The sequence below is a fragment of the Silvimonas sp. JCM 19000 genome, assembly GCF_054652575.1.
On the sequence record NZ_BAAIHC010000001.1, the window covers coordinates 104,357 to 128,445 of the forward strand.

A 24,089-nucleotide genomic window follows, 5' to 3' on the forward strand; every position below is an offset into this window, starting at 1 on the left:
CTGAGCGGAGTTTTAAGTTTTAACCGGGTTGAATTGTAATATTGGCCGCGTGCCCCTTGCGCGGCATCAAAACAATCGACCCATTCAGCACGCAAACCTGAATTAAATCTCCCACCGCAAATCCAGCGCGCAGTAATGGACCGCCTTTAATTTCGAGTTTGGGATAAAGCGTTGCAGGGTGTTCTGCCTCGACGGTGACCAGAATCATATTTTGAGTCGAGCGGGTGGGTGACTTATACTCGTCCTTAGCCATAGTTACTTGCTCCTTAAGTGATTGTGGTTAGCGGGTCAAAAGTGCTAGGAACACGTTTGGCTCGCGCTACTCTTCATGCGGTATTGCGTTAGGCAATACGGTTGGGCGCACAAAAATATCAATCCGGATTTGTCTTGGAGCGGAATTGATAAACCACTCTAACAGAACGAACGTTCAATTTAAATAGATGAATTGGGTAAACATTCAATCTCACATCTATTTAATTCGATAGCGTTTTTTGTTTCTAAATGACAAAAGCACAAAGGGATTTCATTGTATGAAATCCCTTTTTTATATTTATGATTGCGCTTTAAACAGCGCTTCCACCTCACGTCGTTGGCGGTATCATGATGCCTTTGCGCCTGCGCGCAGGCACCCTCAGGAAAACCGCAATGACCGCCCAGTTCATCCCCGACGTTAGCTACGCCGATGTTTTATTTGGCGAAAACGCCGCCAGCCTCAAAGCCAAAGGCTTTATCGAAAACCCCGAACGCTATCTACCGGAAGTGGGCCTGGTGGTGCTGGAACGCGATTCACTGTCGGTATATCTGCGCGATGACGCCGTGGAAAGCATCTCGTCCGACGCCGAATTCTGGTATCGCGACGTCAACCTGGTCGGCGCGGATCTGGCCACCGCTACCAAAGTACTCGGCAAAGCCGACGGCGCGCCGTACAAGGTGGTGGTGGATGAAGACCAGCCGGCGCAACAGGTTTATGACTATGAAGATGACGGCGTGCAGCTTTGGTTTGCTGGCGAGCGCGTGGTGACGGTGTTTGCGATGGGCGTGGCGTTGTAATGCTCGCGCACGGGTAGGTGGCCGGTCATCTTGTGCGAGCGCATTCCAGCGTCGCTTGCGTAAGAGCGAGGTGATAATATGACCATGATTCGTGACCATGGAGGCAATCGGGAATGGAAACTGTTATGGCTGCAGGCGTTTTCAAGACTCACTGCCTGAAGACAATTGATGCAGTTGCCAAAGGCGACGTTGTGATCATCACCAAGCATGGCAAGCCTTTGGCCAAGCTGGTACCCATGCCCGGGCGGCAGAAATTGTTTGGGGCCTTGCGCGATAGTGTCATAAAGGCCGATGACCTTGTGTCGCCTATTGAGGACGAGTGGGAAGCTGCCCAATGAGCGGATTGGTGATAGATACCCATGTGCTGATCTGGTTTTTAAGCGGTGATGAAAAACTCGGCAGTCGCGCGGTGGATTTGCTAGAGGATGCCGCAGCAGCAAATTCATTATTCGTATCTGCGATTACGCCGTGGGAAATTGGAATGTTGGTAAGCAAGTCCCGTTTAAAACTGGCGAAAGACGTGGGTGATTGGGTTGCGGATGCGATGGCGCTGCCCGGAATAAGACTGGCAGCACTTGATCCAAAAATTGCAATTGCCAGCACACGCTTGCCTTGGGAATTCCACGGTGATCCGGCGGATAGAATTATCGTAGCGACCGCACGAGCGCTTGAAATCCCATTGATGACAGCGGATCTCAAATTGTTGGACTACGGCGCTGCAGGACATTTTAAGGTCATCAATTGCGGTCTTTAAGCCGATGCCCTGCCAGGGCGCCATGCGTCCAACGGTGCGCATGCCTGGCATCACGCTGCTGCTTTCTTTATGTGCCGCTAACCCGTTGGAACCTCGCCGCATGCAAGACGCCCTGATCGTGCACCAACCCGCCGCTGGCAACGCGGCCTCCGAGCTTTTGTTAATGTTCCACGGCATCGGCAGTAGCGCCGAAGATCTGGTGCCGCTGGGCCAGGCCATGGCGCCGAGCCATCGGGATGCATGGATGATCAGCCTCCGTTCGCCGCACAAATCCGACTTCGGCCAGGGCTGGCAGTGGTTTTCGGTGCAGGGCGTGGATGAGGCCTCGCGGCCGGCGCGCATTGCTGCGGCGATGCCGGATTTTGTGAAGGTCGTGCGGCACTGGCAGCAGCACACTGGCGTTTCGGCCGCTAACACCACGCTGCTGGGGTTCTCGCAAGGCGCCATCATGGCGTTGGAATCCACGCAGGTGGCCGACGGGTTGGCGGCGCGGGTGGTGTCGATGGCGGGGCGGTTTGCGCAATTGCCGCAACATGCGCCCGCACACACCGCGATCCATTTTCTGCATGGCGACGACGATCCCGTAATCCCGGCGCAGTTTGCGCGCGATGCGGATGCGCAATTACGCAAGCTGGGCGCGGTGTCGACGCTGGATGTATTTGGCGGTTTGGGCCACGGCATTGATGGCCGCGTGTTGCAGCGTTTGCTGGAAATCCTGGCTGGTTAATGCGTAGTTAGCGGCGGCGTGGCATCCCATACTCCAACGTCAGCAGGGGCGCCAGGCGCCGCACCTTGTAATTGCCCGCGCGCAAACCGCATCGGCGGCAAACCCACGTGCCGCGCAAACGCCACGCTAAACGTGCTGGCCGAGCTGTAACCCACTCGTTCGGCCACTTCCGCGATCGCCAGGGTGTGTTTACGCAGCAAATCCTTGGCCAGCGCCATGCGCCACGACAGCAGATATTCCATCGGCGCAACGCCGACCGCGCGGCTAAAGCGTTCAAAGAAGGTGGAGCGCGACAGCGCGGCCACTTTGGCCAGTTGCGCCACGGTCCATGCTTGCGCCGGATGTTGATGCATGGCGCGCAAGGCCGCGCCAAGGCGGGCGTCGGCCAGGCCGCTGACCAGGCCCGGTTGCATGGCGGTGGGCGTGGCGCGTAGCGCTTCAATAAACAGCACTTCCAATAGCCGCGCCAGGATCACCTCACGCGCGGCGCGGTCCTGGCGTGATTCTTCGCCCACCAGTTGCACCAGCGTGGCCAGGCGTTTTTCGGCGCGCACGTGGATGAGTTGCGGCAGCAGCGACACCAGCAAGGCGGCGTCGGGCGAGCCCAGTTGGCAATGCCCGATCAACATCACGGCGTCGGGCTGATCGGTCTCGGGGCCGATGCGGAATTTGCCGTCGCCCATCGCGATCGGCACGGTGGCGGGCGTATCAGTGGGCAGGGGTTCGACGCTGCCATTGCTAAAGCCATGCGCGGCCGGAATCAGCACAAAGTCATCGGCTTGCAAGGTCACCGGCGCGTGGCCGTCCACCTGCAACAAACAACTGCCTGCCAGCACCACGCAATAAAAAGGTTGGCCGCTTTCTTCGCGCCTTACCCGCCAGGGCCCGCTGGCGCTGACCATTTTTGAGAAAGTGGCGCTGGGCTGTAATAGCGCCACGACATCAGATAGCGGATCGCTCATTGTCGGACTCTGGCTAAAGAATGGTGGATTCCTGATTGTAGTTAATCCGGTCAGTGGGGGCTATTGTTACGTCATTGCCTAACCCACTGGAGTATCCGCAATGAAGACCGTTTTGATTACTGGCTGCTCGTCCGGCTTTGGCCTGGAAACCGCGCGTTATTTTCTGGAGCGCGACTGGAATGTGATCGCCACCATGCGCACACCCAACGCCGACGTGCTGCCCCAATCCGAGCGCCTGCGCGTATTGGCGCTGGATGTAACGGATGCCGCCAGCATCGCCGCCGCGGTGCAAGCGGCAGGCCCGATTGACGTGTTGGTCAATAACGCCGGCGTTGGCATGCTGGGCGCGCTGGAAGGCCAACGCATCGACCATGTGCGTGACATCTTTGAGACCAACACCATCGGCACCATCGCCATGACGCAGGCCGTGCTGCCGCAATTTCGCCAACGTCAGTCGGGCGTGGTGATTAACGTAACCTCCAGCGTCACGCTTAAATCGCTGCCTTTGCTGGCGGTGTACACGGGCAGCAAAGCGGCGGTAAATGCGTTTACCGAATCGCTGGCGCTGGAACTGCAGCCCTTCAATATCCGCGCGCATATTGTGCTGCCAGGCCGTGCGCCAGAAACCAGCTTTGGCCAGAACGCGCAGCCGCGCATGCAAGGCTCGATTCCTGACGCGTATGCACCGCTCGCACAATCCATCTTTGCCGAATGGGCCAAGGCGGAAGGTCCGGTGACTTACGCCAAAGACGTGGCAGAAGCAGTCTGGCGTGCCGCCACCGATGCCAGTAGCCCGATGCGCATCGCCGGTGGGGCGGATGCGCAGGCGCTGTTGCCCCTTGCCTGACGCGGCTAGGCCATGCCGCTGCCGCCGTCAGATTGCTGAGTGGTACTCATCAGTCTGTGCAGCGGCTGCGGGATTGTTGCGCCAGCGCGTGCCTTCTAGACTGCATGTCGAACCCGGAATTTTTTTCGACAGTAAAAAAGGACACGCAGCATGAGCAGCAATATCGCAGGCAAAGTGGTTGTATTAACCGGCGCCAGCGCAGGCCTGGGCCAGGCGACCGCGCGGCATCTCAGCGCCTTGGGTGCGACCGTGGTGCTGGGCGCACGCCGCGCTGATCGCATCAATACACTGGCCGCAGAGATCAATGCCCAAGGCGGCAAAGCGCTGGCCCTCGTCACCGATGTCACGCAATTTGCCCAAGTGCAAAACCTGGTCGATACCGCCGTCAAAACCTATGGCCGCATCGACGTGATGCTTAACAACGCGGGCTTGATGCCGCATTCGCCGCTGGAACGGCAAAAAGTGGCGGACTGGGACCAGATGGTCGACGTCAATATCAAGGGTGTGCTGTATGGCATCGGCGCAGCGCTGCCGCATATGAAGGCGCAAATGGCGGGGCACATCATTAATGTGTCGTCGGTGGCAGGCCACAAAGTGCGACCGGGCAGCGCCGTGTATGCGGCCACCAAGGCGGCGGTGCTGATGTTCTCGGAAGGGCTGCGCCAGGAAGTCAAACCGTACAACATCCGCACCACGGTTATTTCGCCGGGCGCCATCGATACTGAGCTGCCCACCAGCATCAGCGAAGCCGATGTGGCCGAGAACATCAAAAAGTTTTACGACGAATACGCCATACCCGCCGAGTCGTTTGCGCGCGTAGTGGAATTCGCGATGAGCCAGCCGCCCGAGGTGGATATCAACGAAGTGCTGTTCCGGCCGACGCGGCAGGAGCTGTAACCCTTTGCCCAAAAAAAACCGGGCGCGGCCCGGTTCTTTTAAATCTTGATGAGCCCGCCCGACTCACGCGGCTACCGACGCAGTCTGCAAATACGGCTCGATATTCTTCAACATACGCGCCACGTATTCGTCTTTCTCGCCCACCGGCGCAACGTAATGCGTGGCGCTGATTGCCTCATCCACGCCGTGCAAGCGGGCAATCATCCATGCCGCCAGATATTGCGACGCCATGCAGCCGCCCGCCGTCGCCACATTGCCATGCGCCACAAATGGTTGGTTCAGCACCTGCACGCCCGCTTCTTGCACCCACGGTTTGGTGGTCAGATCGGTACAGGCCGGCACGTCATTCAACAACCCCAGTTTGGCCAGGATCAGCGCGCCCGAGCATTGCGCACCGAGCAACTGCCGTGCCGGGTCCAGGCGCAATTGCGCCATCAATTCGGCGTCAGCCACCACTTGCCGCGTCAGCATGCCGCTGCCGACCAATACGGCGTCGGCCTGCGCCGCTTCCGCCAAAGTGGCTTGCGCTTGCAGCGTGACGCCATTCATCGAGCGAACCTGCGGCGTTGGGCTGGCAATCGACACGCGCCAGTCCGGCTTTTTAAGGCGATTGAGTATGCCTAGCGCAATCAGCGAATCGAGTTCGTTAAAGCCTTCAAAAGTCAGGATGGCAACGTGCATGGCATTTGCTCGGCAGGGAAGGAGTGAGCGGCCAGCGTAGCGGGGCGGCCGGGGCTAAGCAATGTCTTAATGCGCCGCGGCCGGCGGGTAAACGTGGAAGCCATCAAACTGCGCTTTACCCAGCGCCACGCCGTGGCTACGCAAAATCAGATAAGCCGTGCTGAAGTGAAAGATGAAATTGGGCAAAGCGTATTGCAGCAAAAAATCGGCAGATGCCAACTCCACCCACGCCTGGCCCGCTTGATCCCGGATTTGGCGCTCGCGGGCGAAATCAGCCGGGTCCAGCGTGTCCAGCAACTGTTGGGCCAGGGCAATACGCCGCAATAGTCCGGCAAAGCTGCGCTCCGTGGGCGGATGCGGCGGCACTGCTTGCCCGGCCAGGGGCAGGCAGGTACGCGCGACAAAATTGCAGGCAATTTCAATCTGGGTGGCAAACGGCAACATGTCTGGCGCGATACGGGCCTCCAGCAGATCAGCTGCGGGATGGGTGATGGCGTGTTGCTGCGCCAGCGCGAGCAACTGTGCTAACTGCGCCAGATAACGGCGAAAGGTGGGGACGGCGAGGGCATACAGATTAATCGACATGGCGGCTCTGATCGGAGGGGGCAGGCCGCTGCATTCTACGGCCATCCAGGCAAAACCAGCCTGCCCTAGCCCCATTGCTTTGGTTGCGAGCAATACGTTCATCAGCCCAACCCGGCATCGGCGGCGCTAACGCCTTCATTTTGCTGAATTTGTTTCTATTCTGGTCAGAACTGCATCAGCGTGTAGTTTTTACATCGACGGCTCCGTGCAAGGCGGGGTTGCGGTCACGCGTGTGGCAGCAAGGAGGTCTGGCCATGGCACCACACTCGGGCAGCTGCAAAGCAGGCGCGGTGATCGTGTGCCTGGCGTTGGCCGTTGCGGGTTGCACCACGATCCGTCCGCAAATCATCCAGAAAGACCTCGTGTTGAATCAGCCGCCCACCGACCCCGCTTGCGATCGTGCCGCGGCAGGTGATAGCGAACTGGCTTTGCAGATTTGCCAATCCAGTTTGTTGCGCTTGCGTTATCTGGAGGCCGCCGCCGACGAGACCACCTTGCACAACACCATCGGGGCCGGGCTGATTGCCTTGTCGGCGGCGGGCATCTACAAAGGCGTCACCTCCAATAGCGATCACCTGGCGCGGGAGTTGGCGGCGATGGGGCTGACCGGCGCGGCGGCGTATGCGTATGGGCAGAACTTTATTTCGCCGACGCGCCAGCATTTGTATATGGCGGGCGCCAGCGCCTTGCTGTGTGCCATCCAGGCGTCGCGACCGTGGCTGTATACGCAAGATGAACAAGACCAGCTCGACACTGCGCTCGACCGTTATCTGCAAGATCAGCGCGCGCTGCAACAGGCGGTGGATGTGGCCACAGCGCTGGCCGACGCGCATATCAGTGCCAGCGCCGCGCCGTCCTCCGCCCGCTGCGTGCGTACGCCAGTGGCGGGCGTGCCCACCGATTGGCAGGCCGATATCGCCGCCTTGCAGGACAAGGTCTGCAGCAATCAAAGCAGTAGCCACAATGCCGCGGCCAGCAAGGGGCAGGGCGTGCTGGCGCATAGCCGCGACGTGCTTGAAACGGCCGCCGGGCTGGGCCAGCAGAATGTCGATGCGGGCAGTGTGCTGACTGATCGCGCCTTGCAGATCCAGGCCAATATCCAGGGCGCGGCAACAGCCTTGAACGGCCGCACCAATCTGATCCAGGATCAGGTGAATGTTGAAGTATTGAATACCACGCCCGACCTGACCCGGCTGCTCGGCGTCGGCAACGATTTGCGCAGCAGCGGCTTGGCGTTGACCAATAGTGCGCTGTTGGCGCCGACGCCGGTCAAATCGCAATCGGCCGCCAGCACGCTGGGCGTGGACGCGCCCACCCAACGTGCGGTTCAGGTGCTGGCCGATGCCACAGACGCATTGGGTGTTAGCCAGGCGGCCTTGCAACGCCAGGTAGAGCTGGCCGAGCGCAAGGCACGGGCGGCGGGGACGGTGTCGGCTTGCCGGTTTAATCCGGCCTCGGGCTTGGGTACGGTGACGCTGGTGCCGGATCTGGACGAGATCGCGCTGGAAGGGGCGCAGTCGTTTACCTGGTCGGTCTACGGCGTGCCCGGTGTGCCGGTGGCGCAATTGTCGGGCGCCAGCGGCGCAGCCGAGGTGACGGTGACCGGCAATGGCGGTGTGGCGCAGGTCAAGGTCACGCTCAAGCAAGCGCTGGCGCAAGGGCAGTGGCTGATGGTGACGGTGTCAGACGCCAACCACCTGGCCTCGCGCGATGTACGCATCGTCAGCGCGGCCACGCCCGCCAGCAACGCGCCCAGCAACAGCACTGCGCTGTTGCCCAATCGCAAGATTGCAGTGCCACCGCTGGCCGCTGCCAGCTCGGACAAAGCCACGACCCCGCCGCGGCGAGTGGCGCCCCCGGCCTCGACACCCGCGTCAGCGCCGACCGGTATCAAAGCGTCTGCCCCCGCCGCCGCTACGCCTACGCCAGCCGCCACGCCCAGGCCAACGCCCACCGGCGCGCCGGGTTCGACCCGCATCCCCACCATCAGCAAACGCCAGCTGGATGACATTTGCCGCGCCAACAAGCTGGGCAGCAACGAGGCCTGTTATGACCAGATCGAAGACCTGAAAGCGCGATGCGCGCAAACGTTGGGGCTGGCCAATACCACGGATAATCTGGGCCCGATTCAGCAGGCGCTGTTGCCGGGCGGGCGTTGTTATCCGCAGGGGGCGTCATGATTGCGGCCGAATTGCATGCGCTGGCACGACGACTGGGGGGTATACAGCGCACGGGCAGCGTGCCGTGGCAGCGCGCGCTGTATGTGCTGGCGGACAGCCCTTTGCAATGGGCGCATTACCGCATCGAGCACGGGCGCCTGCGCTGGACGCTGGCTTTTGCCGATGATGTGCCGGGCTATCAGATGCCGCGCTGGCTGGACCACCACGGCGCCAGTTGGCCGGTGCATGCGATCCGCGCGCCGCGCCCGCAGGCGGCGTTGCGGCTCAGCAATGCCAGCCAAGGGGGCGGCCAGGGCATGTTGGCGGCAGTGTTGCAGAAAGCGGGCAGCAGCGACTGGTACGCCTTGACCGCCGCCCACGTGCTGGCGGGCACGGCGCACGCGCAAGTGGATGACCGCGTCGAAATCCAGTTCGATAACGGCCAGACCTGCACCGCAGCGCTGGAAAACTGGGCCCCCGTCATTGCCAGTCATCTGACCTTGACCGAAATCGACGCCGCCATGGCGCGGCTGCAAAGCGCCGATGCGCAACGTTTGATTGCGGCCAACGCGCGGCTGGCTCCGGCCGCGACGGGGGCGCTGGATGCGGTGAATACGCCTTTGTTGGTGGAAGGCCAGAATGGCGCGGTACCCGCTTTGTTCCGGGGCTATTTTGCCGGCTGGGTGGATGCCGAAACCACGGCCTCGCCGCAAGACTATTACCTGAGCCAGGGCATTACTTATCAAGCCAGCCCGGCCACGCAGCCGGGCGACAGCGGCGCTGCCTTGCTGGATGCGGCGGGCACCGCCTTGCTCGGCTTGCATAGCGCAGGGATTGCCGAATCGGGCGAGGACTGGAATGGCGTGGGCTGCAGCATTGCCCCGGTGTTATCCACGCTGGGCCTGCGTTTGGCCAGCAATGCACCGGTGGCGCCGGCGCCGCCGGAAGACCAGCGTGTGCTGGCAGCGCATCCGCAACACGCACCCTCGTTAACGGGTGCAAACGCCGATGCGCAAGATGTATTGGCCCGCACCGTATGGGGCGAGGCGCGCGGCGGCAATGGCGCAGAAGCGGGCATGACCGCCGTGGCGCATGTGGTGCTCAATCGCGTGGCGGCCAAAAGCTGGTGGGGCCGCACTATCGTCGAAGTCTGCCGCAAGCCGTGGCAGTTTTCCTGCTGGAATCTGAACGACCCCAATCTGCCCAAAATGCGCGCGGTGACGTCCAGTGACGCGCAATTTGCGCTGGCCCTGCAGATTGCCGGGCGCGCGGTGGCGGGCACCTTGGGCAACGACATCACGCACGGCGCCACGCATTACTACGCCACCAGCATGCACACGCCGCCGCAGTGGGCGGTAGGCCGCCAGCCGTGTGCGCAAGTGGGCGCGCATCTGTTCTTTAAAGACGTCGGATAAAGGAGCAGACCATGGATAACCGCCTGCTGGACGTCTCGATCGGCCTGGTGCTGGTGTTTGCGCTGACCAGCTTGCTGGCATCCATTCTGCTGGGCCTGCTGCAAAACGTATTCAAATCGCGCGGCAAAGTGCTGACGCAAGCGGTGTCGTCGATGTTTGGCGACGACGACAAACTGGCGCAAATGTTCTATTGCCTGCCGCTGATCCGTACGCTGTATCGCAATGACCGGCATCCGTCGTATCTGGAACCCGATCTGTTCTGCAGTGCCTTGTTCGATCTGCTCGGCCGCCACCTGCCCGAAGCCGAGCTGGTACGCGGTAACGGCACGCCACAGGATTTTGTGGTGCGTCTGAGTAGCGTGCTGGCGCAGAAATTTCCGGAACAAGCCGCCGGGCTGGGCGCCACCACCGGCCTGGTTGCGCTTGGCGGCACCTTGCAAACGCTGGCGGCGGGCGCGGCCGATTGGCCCGCTTTTGAAACCCGCATCACGCAATGGTTTACCGCCACCACCGATCGCGCGAGCGGCTGGTTTACCCGGCAATCGCAAATCTGGTTGTTTGGTATCGGCTTTGTGCTGGCGCTGGCGATGAATATCAACCCGATCCGCATCGGCGAAGCGCTGTGGCGCGATCCGGTGTTGCGGGCGGCGATGGTGGAATCGGCGCGTTCCATAACCCAGGAAAACACGGCGCTGGTGCAAGCCGCGGCGGTGGCCTCCGCCACGGCAGCGGCGGCCCGGCTACAAGATCAAGCCAGGCCGGCGCCCGTCGCCGCCAGCAAACCGGCCGATGGCAGCGCGTTTTCAGACAAGCAGTTCAATGCCTTGCGCGCCTTGTTGCGCCAGGACGATGGCAGCAGCGGCGTGGCCTTGCAATTGATGATAGGCGCGGCGCATCTGAAGGCGGCCGTCGATGCCGAACGCGACGCGCGCAAAATGCCGCTCCATGCCGCAGACATGCTGGCGCAATTGGCTGGCATCACCGATCGCCAACTGGCCGATTTAAGCAGCCGCGCCCGCAGCGCCGCGCAAAAAAAAGGCGAGGGCAGCGCCGCTGACATCGGCGCCGCTGCCGCCGAGCAGTTGGCGCTGATCGAGCAAGGCATCGGCAACGAACGTTATCTGGATAGCCTGAACCACGCACCCAAAGTCATCGCCAGCGCCGCACCCGCTGCCAGCCCCGCCACGCCCGCGGTCGACTGCAATGGTGTGGTGGCCGCTGCGGCTTATGTGGGCGATAAGGTCTACCACGCGCCCGCCGCCAGCGACGTCGAGCGCCTTAATCCGCAGACCGAAGACCTGAGCTGGGCGGCGGGCAAACTATGCGCGCTCGGTATTCCTATGGGCTGGCAAACCAATCCGCCCGCACCGGCGTGGGCACCACAGCCGATGCAGGCCTTGTTCTATTGGGTGGCGATGCTGGCCGGATTCCTGATTGCGGCGGCGGCTTGCACCTTGGGCGCGCAGTTCTGGTTTGATCTGCTGACCAAGCTGGTGAATATGCGCGGCTCCGGCAACAAACCCGTGGAAGGTGGCGATGCCAGCAAGCCGGTGACGACGGCCAGCAGTGGGCAAGTGGGCGGCGTGTATCCGCAAGTGGCGCCAGCGGCGCGCGCAGCAGGGCAACAAGTGGGCCAGGCGGCGGGGCAGCGGGTGGGCGAGGTGCTCGGCCGCGCCATCGGTGCTGCGGTGTTTACGCCGACGCCAGCAAGCGCGGCGCCTGCGGCCAGCCCGGTCGATGCGCCCAGTGTCGCCGTGCCGGCCAGCGACCCGGTCAGTTACGCCCCGCCCGCCGCCGAGCCCGAAGATACGCCAGCTGCGCCGGAAGTCGCACCCCAACCTTCCCCAGCGCCAACGCTGTCGCCGCAAGCCGCCGCCGCCGCAGTGATTGCTGCCGTCGCGCCGCTGACTCCGGCGCCGTCGCAACCTTGGCTCAACCTGGTCGAAGAGACCCTGTCGGCGGATTCAGTGCGGGTGGAGGCCGTGCAATTGGCTCTGGGCATGGCCAAAGGCGCGGCCAGCGGCATTCTCGACGGGGCCACGCGTGAAGCCATCCGCGCCTGGCATCTGGCCAATAACCGGGGCAGTTCCACCGAATTATCGGTGTTTGACCTGGTCGCGCTGCTGGGGCGCTGGCCTTAAGCCACAACGGCGCTGTGTGCCCTCAAGCAGCCCCAGGCTGTACCGTTCGGCACCCGCTGCGGCACGGTAACATCGCTGTCATTCCCGCATTGTTTCCAGGATTGCGCTTATGGCAACTTCGTCTACCGTGGCAACACGGCGTTTTGCGGTGCCGGTGTCGGCGCTGACCGCGGGCTTTGTTACGGTGCTGGTGGGGTTTAGCAGCTCGGTGGCGATTGTGTTTCAGGCGGCTTCGGCGGCGGGGGCCAGTGCGGCGGAAGTGTCATCCTGGATTGCCGCGCTCGGGCTGGCGATGGGGCTCAGCTGCATCGGCCTGTCTTTGTACTATCGCAAGCCGGTAGTGACGGCGTGGTCAACACCGGGCGCAGCCTTGCTGGCCACCAGTCTGGTCGGTGTGCCGATGAGCGCGGCGCTGGGCGCGTTTGTGGTGTGCGGTTTGTTGATCTTGTTGTGCGGCATCACCGGCTGGTTTGAAAAAGCGCTGGACCACATTCCCTTACCCATTGCCGCTGCCATGTTGGCAGGGGTGCTGGTGCGGTTTGGCATGAATGTATTTACCGCCATGCAGGTCAATGCCGTGTTGGTGTTGGCGATGTTTGTGGCGTGGCTGCTGCTCAAACGCCTGTCGCCGCGTTATTGCGTGCCGGGTGTACTGCTGCTGGGCGTGGCGATTGCCGCGGTGCAGGGCAAGCTCAACTGGGCCGGTTTGCATCTGGCGGTGGCACGGCCGATCTGGATTACGCCCAGCTTTGACATCGCCGCCGTCATCGGCGTGGCGGTGCCCTTGTTTGTGGTGACGATGGCGTCACAAAACGTGCCCGGCGTAGCCGTGATGCGCGGCGCTGGCTACGACACGCCGGTATCGCCATTGATTAGCTGGACCGGCGTGCTGACGGCTGTGCTGGCGCCGTTTGGCTGTTTCTCGGTCAATCTGGCGGCGATTTCCGCGGCCATCTGTATGGGCCGCGAGTCGCATGAAGACCCGGCGCAGCGCTATATCGCGGCCGTGGCGGCCGGGGTGTTCTATCTGATTGCGGGCTTGTTCGGCGCTACCATCGCCGCCTTGTTTGCCGCGTTTCCGCATGAGCTGGTGCTGGCCATCGCCGGTATTGCCCTGTTTGGCACCATAGGCAGCAGCCTGAGCAATGCGTTGCGCGAAGACAGCATGCGCGAGCCCGCCCTGATCACCTTTCTGGTCACGGCGTCGGGGGTTAGCTTGCTCGGCATAGGCGCCGCCTTCTGGGGGCTGGTGGCAGGCGGCGTGACCTTGCTGTTAAGTCGCTGGCAACGCTGACCCGGCAACGTATGCGCAAACCTGACCGCTGACACTGCCGCACATTGCGACGGCTGCAAGTTTAAACCAGGCTGGTACAGAGCCGCTGCTGGCTCGGCACCTTGCGGAGTTCGCCATGGCCTTGCCCGACGCCGTTTCCACTGTGTTGCTTGAGCCGCCGCCGCGCGACTACACCGGTGCCTTGTTGATAGCCCAGGCCCTGTTCGGGCTGGTGCTGTTCGGCTTGTTGCCGATGTACCAGATGGCCACCCATGCGGTGACCGAAACGCATGATCTGGGGCGGGTTAAGGCGTGGCACCGCATCAGCCAGACGCCGCCACGCATCCTGGTTGTGGCCGACCACGGTCGCGTTACCTATGCCGATCTGTGGCAGCCGCAATTACATCAGCGGCTGGAATTGCGCGATTTGCGCAATGGCGAACGTCTGCTGTGTCCCTATGGCGCGCCGCAATCGGCGGGGGACGTTACCGACGCGGAAACCGGCTGTGTGCCCGCGCTTTAGCCGTGCCCTTCGGGGGCGGGCAGCGGGTTGGCCGAGCGTAGATAGCCTTCCAGCTCGGTGGCCGCAAACGGACGGGCAAAGAAATAGCCCTGCAGCGATTCGCAGCCCTGCGCTTGCAGCAAATCACGTTGCCCCGGCGTTTCGACCCCTTCCGCCACGACTTCGATGTCGAGTGCGTGCGCCAGCTGAATGACCGCGTTGACGATGGCGCGGGCGCTCGGGTCTTCTTCTATATCCTGCACAAAACTGCGATCAATCTTGAGCTCGTGCGGCATGAACTGGCGCAGCCACGCCAGGCTGGAATGACCGGTGCCAAAGTCATCAATCGCAATCTTGACGCCCAGTTCGCGCAGCCGCGTCACCATCAGCAGCGTGTGCGTCATGTCGTCCATCGCCACGGATTCGGTCAGTTCCAGCGTCAGCATATGCGGCGGCAAACCATGGCGCCGCATAATGCTTTCTACCAGTACCACCAGGCCTTGCGAGCGGAATTGCAGCGCCGATACATTAACCGCCACCGGGATCAGCATGCCCTGTTCGCGCCAGATGGCGCACTGGCGGCAGGCGGTGTCGAGCACCCATTCGCCGATTTCGCTGATCAAACCAAAACGCTCTGCTTCGGCGATAAACGCGCCCGGCATCAGCAGGCCGCGATGGGGGTCTTGCCAGCGGATCAGCGCCTCAACAGCGTTGAGATGATGAGTGTGGTTGCCCGCCACCAGCGGTTGGTAATGCAGAATGAATTCTTCATTGGCCAGCGCGCGGCGTAGATCGCGCTGCAAATCGAGCAAGCGCGCCGCCCCGGCCTCCATATCGGTGCTGTAGTAGCAAAACGTGCCTTTGCCCGCTTGTTTGGCGTAATACATCGCGACATCGGCATTGGCGACCAGACGATGCGCCGCGCTGTCATCGGGGTAGACCGCAATGCCCACCGAGGCCGACAGCAGCACTTCTTGCTGCGCAATACGGATCGGCGCGCGGATGGCTTCAATCAGGCGTTCGGCCAGCAGCGAGGGGCGCGAGCGATCTTCCACTTGTTCCATCAGCACCACAAATTCATCGCCACCCACCCGGGCCAGGGTGTCGGGCTTGCGTACCGTGACCTTGATGCGGCCGGCAATAATGCGCAGCACTTCATCGCCCAGCTTGTGGCCGAGCGAGTCGTTAACCGGTTTAAAACCGTCCAGATCAATAAACAGCACGCAGGCGCGTTTGCCATTGCGGTCGACCACTTCCACCGCATGTTTGAGGCGTTCTTCCAGTAACAAGCGGCTGCCCAGCTGGGTGAGCGGATCTTCAAATGCGGCGCGGGTGAGGGCCTGGTTGGCTTCTTGCAGCGAGGCGGCCAGACGCGTGGTTTCGAGCTGGCGGCGCGTGTCCAGCACCGAGGTCAGCAGCGTGGCCGCCAGCAAAGCCAGGGTGGCACCGGCCACCGTCAAGGAAATGCCACTGGCAGAAATATCGGCAGCGGCGCGGCAAATGCTGTTGAGCGGAAAGTGCGCTGCCGCCATCCCGGCGTAGTGCATGCCCGCGATGGCCAGGCCCATTACCAGCGCGGCCAGCGTTTGCCACAGCACCAGACGGCGGCGCGGCAGGCTGCGCATCCAGACAAAGATGCGCAGGGCGGCCAGCGAAGCCACAAAGGCAATCAGGATAGACGCAGCCACCCATAGCCAGTCCCAGACGATGGCGGGGTCCATTTGCAGGGCATGCATGCCGATGTAATGCATGCTGCAGATGCCCGCAGCCATGCAGGCACCGCCGCCGACAAAATGCAGCCGGTCTATGTGCGGGCGCGCCGACAGATACAGCGCAATTCCGGATACCGCCACCGCTGCGGCGTAGCTGGCGAGGGTAATCAGGTAGTCAAAGCCCAGCGGAATTTGCAGCGAGAACGCGGCCATGCCGATAAAGTGCATCGACCAGATGCCGGTGCCCAGCGCGAGCGAGCCGCCCAGCCACCACCAGCGCGCGCTGGACGCCGCGGCATTGCCGATGCGGCGGGCCAGGTCGAGCGCCACATAAGAAGCAAACCAGGCAATCAATACAGAAACGACCACCAGCGGGGGTGACCACGAAACCGGCAGCCAGAACGTCATTCACCGGCTCCTGTGCGGGCCGGAAGCGCGTTGCGGGCAGAATGAGACAAGGTACGAAATAGCGGCATGCAAACATCATAGAGCTTTTGCGCCGCCTGAGTGTGTCAGACGATGTATTGATGCGGCAGGATCAAGGGGGCGTACTGGCGCGTTGCTGCACCATGGCGCGATTGCCGCTCACGATTTCGTACTGGCGAAACGCATCCCGTATCGCCTCGCGCAACACCTCGTCTTCCCACGGCTTGCCCAACACTTTGTACAGATCGCCCCGGTTGACGGCAGCAATGACGCTGGCAAATTCGGAATAACCGGTGAGCAAAATCCGCACGATATCGGGGTAGAGCTTTTTAACGCGATGCAGAAAATCGGTGCCGGCCAGGTCGGGCATATTGTGGTCGCTGATCACCACGCCCACCTGGCGCGTGGCCAGGATGTCCAGTGCCGCCTCGGTGCTGCTGGCTTCCAGCACTTGCCAGCCATCACGGCGCAAGCTGCGGTTGATCTGGCCGAGCGAATCGGCGTCATCGTCCACCACCAGCAAGGTAAAGCGCGCGGCGTCGATGTCTTCTTCCAGATCCAGCTTGCGATCATCGCGCAGCAACTGCAGCAGCTCGTTTTCGGGTAGCGGACGGCTGAATAAAAAGCCCTGCATTTCGTGGCAGAACTGTTTGCGCAAATAGCCGAGCTGGCTGTCGTTCTCCACGCCTTCGGCGATGGTCGACAAACCCAGGCTGTGCGCCATCGCCACAATGGCGCGGACCAGGGCGGCGCTTTCGGTTTTGATGGCGACATCGCGGATAAACGATTTATCGATCTTGATGCGATCGATCGGAAACCGCTGCAGATAAGCCAGCGACGAATAGCCGGTACCAAAGTCATCCAGGCTCAGGCTGACCCCGAGGGCTTTAAGGTCATGCATGACCTGAATAATGCGGTCGGCGTTTTCCAGAATCAGCGATTCGGTCAGCTCCAGCTCCAGCCATTCCGGGGCCAGCCCGGTCTCTTGCAAGGCGCGTTTGACCACGTTGACGATGCCGGAGAGACGGAACTGCTGCACCGACATATTCACCGCAATCTGCACTTGCGGCAGCCCGGCGTCTTGCCAGCCGCGCGCCTTGGCACAGGCCGTGCGCAATACCCATTCGCCCACGGCCGGCATCATGCCGCATTCTTCCATCATCGGAATGAACTGGGCCGGGCCGACCAGGCCTTTTTCGGGATGGCGCCAGCGCAACAAAGCCTCAACGCCGACGATGGCGCCGGTTTTGAGATTAAGTTGTGGCTGAAAAAACAACTCGAACTCTTCGCGTTCAAGCGCACGATGCAAATCAGCTTCGAGTTGCAAGCGTTGTTCCAGACCTTTTTCGAGGTCGGCGCTGTAATAGCGCAAACCGCCTTCCTGCGCGGCGCGTTCGGCCGCTGCGCGAGCGCGGCGCAACAAGTAGCGCACATCGCTTTCATGCAGCGGATAGATGGCGACGCCGATGCCGGCATTCAAAAACACTTCCTGGCCATCCACTTGCACGCTTTGCTGCAACACGCTGTGGACATGGTGGATGAGCGCGCCGACCGCATTGCTGCCGGGAAAGCCGGGAAAGGCCAGTGCAAATTCATCGGCACCCAGTTGCGCCAGAATGCCGTCGTAGCCGCGATAGGCTTCCAGCCGTTGCGCCAGCGTGCGCAAGGCACCGTCGACGGCCTGATGGCCGAGGATCTGGATGACCTGATCCAGCCGGCGCAATTTGATATCAAGCAAAGTCAGATAACGGGCTTCGCCCGGCGCGCCCTGGGTGATCTGCTGCATGCGCTGTTCCAGCAGAATGCGGTTGGGCAGGCCGGTCTGCGCTTCGTAATAGGCCAGGTAATGAATGCGCGATTCGGCGGCCGAACGTTGCTGGATGCCCAGCATATGTTCCAGCGCAAAGGCGACGTTGTCGGCCACTTCGCGCAGCAGATTGCAGAGCGCATCGTCGAAGGTGCCGGCCTGCGTGGCCAGCAGGTTCAGCACGCAGCTGACGCGGCCGCTTTCGCGTACCGGGATGGCGGCCGCAGCATAAATGCCGCTATCAACCAGCGCCCGCGATTCGTCGTCATCCTGCGTGGATAAATCGTTGTTGAATTGCGCTTCGCCTGCTTCCCGTGCGCGTCGGGCCAGTGTGCAGGTGGCGCCAAAGCGGCGCAGCCAGTGATCCTGATCGCCCCAATAGGTGAGCGGGCGCAAGTCGGCCGAATCGGGTTCGACCAGGCCCGCCCAGGCAAAGCGGAACAACCCGCTCTCACCAAACGCCCGACACAGATTCAATAACAACTCATCGGGGCTGTGCGTATCCAGCGTGATGCGGTTGATGCGGCTAAGCAGGCCAAACAGGCCTACGCTGCGCGCCGAATCGGTGGGCGAGGTGAATTCAGGCATCGGCGTCCGTACCCGGTGCGGCGCCGGTGTCGACTTTGAGCAACTTGTTGACGGTTTGCAGCAGCTGCCAGCGGTCGAGCGGCTTTTGCACAAAGCCGTCCACGCCGCAGCTGATGGCACGCTGTGCGACGGCGGGGTCGTCCAGCGCGGACACCACCACCAACGGGATATCCGCCGTGCGCGGGTTCCCTTTAAGCTGTCGGGCCAGTTCAAAACCGTCGACCCCGGGCATCATCAAATCAAGCAGGATGATGTCTGGATGATCGGCATCGGCCAGTTGCAGCGCCTGCTGCGCGCTGCTGGCTTCAATGGGCTTATGCCCTTCAGTGCTGATAAAAATATTCAGCAATTTACGGTTGTATTCATCGTCATCAACGATCAATACATTGGCCCCCGGAATACGTCGCATATCGCCTCTCTTTGTGCACCGGTGTGCGCCATGCTGTTTTCCTGTCGGCACCAGCCGACCACATGGTCTGCTCCACCTGGGTGCGATTTACGCCCCGTTGTTATTCGACCTCCGCACACGTTTGCGCTGGCCGCCGCTGTGAGGTCGGCGGAACCGTTACCGGTTGAGTCGGGTGTCATATGCTCAGCACTCTGGCAAATGCTTACACACAACATCAGGCATCGAGTGCCTGTATGAGTGCAGTTTAGCCACAAAAAACGCGGTGATGACAGTCAAATCATGCTTTGCTGATATTTGGTGAGCGCTTTTTCACAGCTTTGTAGGAAAACACCTGACAACATCCTACGGATCGCGTCAGCATTTGACTGAGCAAGCGCGCAACCCGCACCAATGCTGGGCCCGTTATTGATGCGGGATAGGGCGGAGCGCGGGGCGCGCTCGTCGGCTCATGGCTGCCGGGGTCAAACAAGCGTCGCAAAAAAGCCGCGCCACAGGGGCGCGGCGACGGATGGAAGCGCGGCCGCCAGGGCGGTCAGTTTGGCGCAGGGTTACCGACGTAAATTCAGGCGCCTGCCCATTGTTTGACGGGCAGGCTACGCAGGCGCCAAGCCACGGCAATGCTCAGCATCAGGATCAGCACCAGCGCCGCCGCCACGCCAGACCAGCCGCCACGATGCCAGAACAAACCAGATAGAGAGCCCACCAGGCTGCTGCCCAGGTAATACGCGCTCAGGTACAAGGCCGAGGCCAGGGCTTTGGCCGGACCGGCACGGCGCCCCACCCAGCTGCTGGCGGTGGTATGGCCGGCAAAGAAGGCAAAAGTAAACAGGCCTATGCCGACCACTACCAGCGGCAACCAGTCCGACAAGGTGAGAACCAGCCCGGCCAGCATCAGCAACTTGGTGCCCCACAGCACGCGCCGACGGCCTATCCGGTCGGCCAGGCGGCCAGACCAGGTGGAGGCCACGGTGCCGGTCAGATACAGCGCAAAAATGCAACCAATCGCGGCATCGGACAAATTGAACGGCGCGCGTTCCAGCCGAAAGCCGATGTAGTTGTACAGGCTGACAAAGCAGCCCATCAGCAGAAAGCCGACGCAGAACAGCCACGGCAGACCCTCATCGGCAAACAGCGCTTTGATCGCTTGCGCCAGGGCAAGCCGGCCCACGCGGCTGGTGGGCAGCGGCCGCGCTACAAAATGGCGCGACGCCGGCAGATTGCGCCAGAAGACGGTGGCGGCAATCAGACCGGTGGCGCCGACCAGCGCGCCAGCCAGACGCCATGAGGTGAAATCGGCAATAAACGAAGTGGCGAGACGGCCGCTCATGCCACCCAGCGCGGTACCTGCGATATACACGCCCATGGCCGCGCCGAGCGAGGCCGGATCGATTTCTTCGCCCAGATACGCCATCGCCACGGCCGGCAAGCCCGCCAGCACCATGCCCGAGAGTGCCCGCAAAATCAGCATGCTGCTGTAGCCCGGCGCAGCGGCCGTCAGCATGGTCAATATGGCGGCGGCGAACATGGCGCAGCACATCACCGGCTTGCGCCCGTAGCGGTCGGCCAGAAAACTGGCCGGAATCAGTGCCAGCGCCAAGGCACCGGTGGCTGCAGAAAGCGTGACGCTGCTGGCGGCAGGGCTGATGCCAAACACCCGCGCAAACAGCGGCAGCAGCGGCTGCACCCAGTACAGCAACCAGAACGTGGAAAATCCGCCGAGAAACAGCGCCAGATTGGTCCGTTTGAATTCGGGCGTGCCCGCTTGAATGCGCTGGCGGCGGCGATCGGGGATGGCTGCGGTGGTGGGGGATATCGTGCTGGGCATGATGCGAACGGCATTGTTTTAAACGATGCGGCGATGTTAGGACTGCGCCTACTGCTGGTCCAATATATATTTATGCCTGTTCTGATTGGTTTGAGATATTTATCGATGGAATTGCGACATCTGCGTTACTTCGTCACCGTGGCCGAGGAACTGCATTTCACCCGCGCCGCAGCGCGCCTGCATATCGGTCAGCCGCCGCTGAGCCAGCAAATCCAGGCGCTGGAAGATGAACTGGGCGTGGCCTTGTTTGCCCGGACCAAACGCCGGGTCAGTCTGACGGCGGCGGGCGAGCGTTTTTTGATACACGCGCGGCAGATCCTGCAGCAAACCCGCGACGCGACCGAAGATGCGCGCCGCGCCGCGCGTGGTGAAGTGGGCGAGTTACGCATCGGCTTTACCCCGTCGCTGCCGTTTACCACCTTGCTACCCGCGTTGATCCATGCCTTCCGCGAGCGCCATCCGCATGTGACGTTAACCTTGCGCGAGATGATGACGTTGGACCAGTTGCGCGCGGTGGCGGCGGGCAAGCTGGACTTGGGTATGGTGCGCGGCGGCGATGTCGAAGCGCCGCCCAATATCAGCTTGTTGCCGTTTTTATCTGACCCGTTGGTGGCCGTCTTGCGCCGCGATAACCCCTTGGCGGCGCAGGATAAGGTGAGCCTCGCGCAATTACGCGACCAGCCTTTTGTGACCTATCCGGCCAGTGCCGGGACTGGCATACATCGACAGATTCTGCGTTTGTGCCAGGCCGCCGGTTTTGTGCCCAACGTGGTGCAGGAGGCGCGCGAAGGCACCACGCTGATCGGGCTGGTGGCAGCGGGGCTGGGCGTGTCGATTTTGCCGGGGCCCTTGTCCTGCATCCAGGTGGAGGGCGTATGTTATCGGCCGATTTCCGACCCCGGTGCCATCAGCGTGGCCTCGCTGGCGACGCGCACCGATGATGCCTCGCCGCTGATTGCGCGCTTCAGGGAAGTCATGCAAAGCAGTACCGAGCCGCCCGCTGCCGACCGTATTCCGATGAATAGCAAGGAATAGTTTCATGAGCGCGGCTCATTTCTGCGAAAATGCTCGATTGCTCGCAACAAGACCGCACCAATGAACCCGTCGTCCACGCCCACGCCCATTTTCCAACTGCCGCAAGGTATGCAACCGCGCAAACCGGTGCCGTTTCTGCCGATGAGTCGCGCCGAAATGGACGCGCTGGGCTGGGACGAGTGCGACATCATCCTGGTGACCGGCGACGCCTATATTGATCACCCCAGCTTTGGTATGGCATTGATCGGCCGATTGCTGGAAGCGCAGGGCTTTCGCGTCGGCATTATCAGCCAGCCCGATTGGCATTCGGCGGATGGCTTCAAGGTGCTGGGCAAGCCGCGACTGTTCTTTGGCGTGACTGCCGGCAATATGGATTCGATGATCAACCGCTACACGGCGGATAAAAAGCCGCGTTCGGATGATGCGTATACCGCCAACGGCGAGGGCGGCAAACGTCCGGATCGCGCGTTGACGGTATACAGCCAGCGCTGCCGCGAAGCGTTTCCCGGGGTCGAGATCATGGCCGGTGGCATCGAAGCCAGCCTGCGCCGGATTGCGCAATACGATTACTGGAGTGACAAGGTGCGGCAATCGGCACTGGTGTATGCCAAGGCCGACATTCTGCTGTTCGGCAATGCCGAGCGCGCCCTGGTCGAAGTCGCACAACGGGCCGCCGCCGGTGAGCGCCTGGCGCAAATCCGCGATGTGCGTGGCACCGCCTTTATGACGCAGCACGGCTGGATGCCCGCCGCAGACTGGACCGAGCTGGATTCGACCACGGTCGACACCCCGGGCCGCGTGGATGCACACCCCGATCCCTATGCAATGGAACCGGAAAAATCCAGCGAGCCAGTCACGCCGCCCGATGCAGCGCAGCCGATCCGCATTGTTTCCAAGGCTGAACGCCTGGCTGCCAAACAAGCGCAGCGCCAGAAAACCGTGGTGCGGATTCCGGCGTATGAAGCGGTTGCCTATGATCCGGTGCTGTACGCCCACGCCAGCCGCACGCTGCATCTGGAGTCCAATCCCGGCAACGCGCGCGCCATGGTGCAGACCCATGGTGAACGCGATGTCTGGCTGAATCCGCCGCCGATTCCCTTGACCACCGAAGAAATGGATTACATCTACGGCCTGCATTACGCGCGTAATCCGCATCCGTCGTATAACGGCGCACGGATACCGGCGTGGGAGATGATCCGTTTTTCGATCAACATCATGCGCGGCTGTTTTGGCGGCTGTACCTTCTGTTCGATTACCGAACACGAAGGCCGCATTATCCAGAGCCGTTCGGAAGAATCGATCCTGAACGAGATCGTGGAAATCCGCGACAAGACCAAGGGTTTTACCGGGCATATCTCCGACCTGGGCGGCCCGACCGCCAATATGTATCGGCTGGCCTGTAAAGACCCCAAGATCGAGCAATCCTGTCGTCGCCTGTCCTGCGTTTACCCCGGTATTTGCGAAAACCTGAACACCGACCACGCACCGCTGATACAGCTGTATCGCAAGGCGCGCGCCATTCCGGGGGTCAAAAAAATCACCATCGGCTCGGGGCTGCGCTACGACCTGGCGGTGGAAAACCCTGAATATATTAAAGAGCTGGTAACCCACCACGTGAGTGGTTACCTGAAGATTGCCCCGGAACATACCGAAGACGGCCCGCTGTCCAAGATGATGAAGCCGGGCATAGGCACGTTTGAGAAGTTCAAGCAGCTATTCGACAAGTTCTCGGCGCAGGCGGGCAAAAAACAGTATCTGATTCCGTATTTCATTGCGGCCCACCCAGGCACCACCAACGAGGACATGCTCAATCTGGCCCTGTGGCTGAAGTCGAATAACTTCAAGCCCGATCAGGTGCAGGCCTTTACGCCGACGCCGATGGCCATGGCCACCACCATGTGGCACACGCGGCGTAATCCTTTGCGCAAGCTGGCGCGTAGCTCGGAGAAGGTCGAAATCATCCGCGATGCGCATCAACGCAAGGTGCACAAAGCGTTCTTGCGTTATCACGATCCCGCCAACTGGCCCATCCTGCGCGAGGCGCTGGTGGCGATGGGTCGCGCCGAGTTGATCGGCAACAGCCCGCAACATCTGATTCCCGCGCAGCAACCGGGCGAGCGCCCGGTGGCGCCGCCGCGTAATGTGGTGCCGCAACGGCCGCGCCATGACGGGCAAGAGCCGCGTGCCGAGGGCAGTAGCGGCACACCGGCCACACGCAAGAAAATCGTCGGGCCCGGCCAGGGCAAGGGCAAAAAGACCATGGCCGGAAAATCGCGCTCGCGTTAAGCGTGCAT

At 61.7% G+C, this 24,089-nt stretch carries 21 protein-coding genes; 13 read left to right on the plus strand and 8 right to left on the minus strand.

All coding sequences use genetic code 11. From position 1 onward, the window contains the following. Positions 1–19 precede the first annotated feature (19 nt). Positions 20–253 (minus strand): SymE family type I addiction module toxin, encoded by a 234-nt coding sequence (locus tag ACYQ1A_RS00485; protein ID WP_499359284.1) that lies wholly within the window; start codon positions 251–253, stop codon positions 20–22. Positions 254–645: 392 nt separating this feature from the next. Here ACYQ1A_RS00485 and ACYQ1A_RS00490 point away from each other — a divergent pair, with 392 nt between their 5' ends. The 4 genes from ACYQ1A_RS00490 (at position 646) to ypfH (ending at position 2,531) form a co-directional block, all read left to right on the plus strand. Beyond that, a complete protein-coding gene (locus ACYQ1A_RS00490; RefSeq protein WP_499359285.1) occupies positions 646–1,050 on the plus strand; it encodes a hypothetical protein in 405 nt (134 codons plus the stop codon). Positions 1,051–1,163: 113 nt separating this feature from the next. Next, on the plus strand, positions 1,164–1,388 hold the full coding sequence (locus ACYQ1A_RS00495; protein ID WP_062224456.1) for a type II toxin-antitoxin system Phd/YefM family antitoxin: 225 nt from the start codon (positions 1,164–1,166) through the stop codon (positions 1,386–1,388). Positions 1,389–1,396: 8 nt separating this feature from the next. Further along, positions 1,397–1,804 carry a type II toxin-antitoxin system VapC family toxin gene (locus tag ACYQ1A_RS00500; RefSeq protein WP_499359287.1) on the plus strand — a complete coding sequence of 136 codons (408 nt, stop codon included), beginning with the start codon at positions 1,397–1,399 and terminating at the stop codon, positions 1,802–1,804. A gap of 100 nt (positions 1,805–1,904) precedes the next feature. Beyond that, positions 1,905–2,531, plus strand: a complete 627-nt coding sequence (gene ypfH / locus ACYQ1A_RS00505) for an esterase (RefSeq protein WP_499359289.1) — start codon at positions 1,905–1,907, stop codon at positions 2,529–2,531. Here ypfH and ACYQ1A_RS00510 read toward each other — a convergent pair. Then, complete coding sequence (locus ACYQ1A_RS00510; RefSeq protein WP_499359291.1) at positions 2,528–3,493, minus strand: AraC family transcriptional regulator; 966 nt, start codon at positions 3,491–3,493, stop codon at positions 2,528–2,530. The genes ypfH and ACYQ1A_RS00510 overlap by 4 nt on opposite strands. A 100-nt stretch (positions 3,494–3,593) precedes the next feature. Here ACYQ1A_RS00510 and ACYQ1A_RS00515 point away from each other — a divergent pair, with 100 nt between their 5' ends. Next, on the plus strand, positions 3,594–4,340 hold the full coding sequence (locus tag ACYQ1A_RS00515) for an SDR family oxidoreductase (RefSeq protein ID WP_062225193.1): 747 nt from the start codon (positions 3,594–3,596) through the stop codon (positions 4,338–4,340). A 150-nt stretch (positions 4,341–4,490) separates the two neighbouring features. Further along, a complete protein-coding gene (locus ACYQ1A_RS00520) occupies positions 4,491–5,237 on the plus strand; it encodes an SDR family oxidoreductase (protein WP_499359293.1) in 747 nt (248 codons plus the stop codon). Positions 5,238–5,300: 63 nt separating this feature from the next. Here the strand turns inward: ACYQ1A_RS00520 and ACYQ1A_RS00525 are convergent, their stop codons facing one another. Both ACYQ1A_RS00525 and ACYQ1A_RS00530 read right to left on the minus strand, forming a co-directional pair. Beyond that, positions 5,301–5,918 (minus strand): DJ-1/PfpI family protein, encoded by a 618-nt coding sequence (locus tag ACYQ1A_RS00525; protein ID WP_499359295.1) that lies wholly within the window; start codon positions 5,916–5,918, stop codon positions 5,301–5,303. Between the two features lie 66 nt (positions 5,919–5,984). Continuing rightward, positions 5,985–6,503, minus strand: a complete 519-nt coding sequence (locus ACYQ1A_RS00530) for a DUF1993 family protein (protein WP_499359297.1) — start codon at positions 6,501–6,503, stop codon at positions 5,985–5,987. 254 nt (positions 6,504–6,757) lie between these two features. Here ACYQ1A_RS00530 and ACYQ1A_RS00535 point away from each other — a divergent pair, with 254 nt between their 5' ends. From ACYQ1A_RS00535 to ACYQ1A_RS00555, 5 genes are all read left to right on the plus strand, one after another. Further along, positions 6,758–8,683, plus strand: coding sequence for a hypothetical protein (locus tag ACYQ1A_RS00535; RefSeq protein ID WP_499359299.1), 1,926 nt, complete (start codon positions 6,758–6,760; stop codon positions 8,681–8,683). Continuing rightward, positions 8,680–10,077, plus strand: coding sequence for a cell wall hydrolase (locus tag ACYQ1A_RS00540; protein WP_499359300.1), 1,398 nt, complete (start codon positions 8,680–8,682; stop codon positions 10,075–10,077). The genes ACYQ1A_RS00535 and ACYQ1A_RS00540 overlap by 4 nt, the downstream gene beginning before the upstream one ends. A gap of 11 nt (positions 10,078–10,088) precedes the next feature. Further along, on the plus strand, positions 10,089–12,218 hold the full coding sequence (locus ACYQ1A_RS00545; protein ID WP_499359301.1) for a hypothetical protein: 2,130 nt from the start codon (positions 10,089–10,091) through the stop codon (positions 12,216–12,218). 109 nt (positions 12,219–12,327) lie between these two features. Next, positions 12,328–13,512: a benzoate/H(+) symporter BenE family transporter gene (locus ACYQ1A_RS00550; protein ID WP_499359302.1), complete on the plus strand. Its 1,185-nt coding sequence runs from the start codon at positions 12,328–12,330 to the stop codon at positions 13,510–13,512. A gap of 115 nt (positions 13,513–13,627) precedes the next feature. Beyond that, the gene (locus ACYQ1A_RS00555; RefSeq protein ID WP_062225300.1) at positions 13,628–14,014 is read left to right on the plus strand and encodes a hypothetical protein; all 387 of its coding nucleotides are present in this window, start codon (positions 13,628–13,630) and stop codon (positions 14,012–14,014) included. Here the strand turns inward: ACYQ1A_RS00555 and ACYQ1A_RS00560 are convergent. From ACYQ1A_RS00560 to ACYQ1A_RS00575, 4 genes are all read right to left on the minus strand, one after another. Next, positions 14,011–16,113, minus strand: a complete 2,103-nt coding sequence (locus ACYQ1A_RS00560) for a putative bifunctional diguanylate cyclase/phosphodiesterase (protein ID WP_499359304.1) — start codon at positions 16,111–16,113, stop codon at positions 14,011–14,013. The two genes, ACYQ1A_RS00555 and ACYQ1A_RS00560, sit on opposite strands and share 4 nt — an antisense overlap. Before the next feature lie 130 nt (positions 16,114–16,243). After that, complete coding sequence (locus ACYQ1A_RS00565) at positions 16,244–18,526, minus strand: EAL domain-containing protein (protein ID WP_499359306.1); 2,283 nt, start codon at positions 18,524–18,526, stop codon at positions 16,244–16,246. Beyond that, positions 18,519–18,935 carry a response regulator gene (locus ACYQ1A_RS00570; protein WP_499359307.1) on the minus strand — a complete coding sequence of 139 codons (417 nt, stop codon included), beginning with the start codon at positions 18,933–18,935 and terminating at the stop codon, positions 18,519–18,521. The genes ACYQ1A_RS00565 and ACYQ1A_RS00570 overlap by 8 nt, the downstream gene beginning before the upstream one ends. Positions 18,936–19,497: 562 nt before the next feature. Then, positions 19,498–20,760, minus strand: coding sequence for an MFS transporter (locus ACYQ1A_RS00575; RefSeq protein WP_499359309.1), 1,263 nt, complete (start codon positions 20,758–20,760; stop codon positions 19,498–19,500). A gap of 105 nt (positions 20,761–20,865) precedes the next feature. Here ACYQ1A_RS00575 and ACYQ1A_RS00580 point away from each other — a divergent pair, with 105 nt between their 5' ends. Continuing rightward, complete coding sequence (locus ACYQ1A_RS00580; RefSeq protein WP_499359311.1) at positions 20,866–21,795, plus strand: LysR family transcriptional regulator; 930 nt, start codon at positions 20,866–20,868, stop codon at positions 21,793–21,795. Between the two features lie 60 nt (positions 21,796–21,855). After that, positions 21,856–24,081: a YgiQ family radical SAM protein gene (locus ACYQ1A_RS00585; protein ID WP_499359313.1), complete on the plus strand. Its 2,226-nt coding sequence runs from the start codon at positions 21,856–21,858 to the stop codon at positions 24,079–24,081. Positions 24,082–24,089 lie beyond the last annotated feature (8 nt).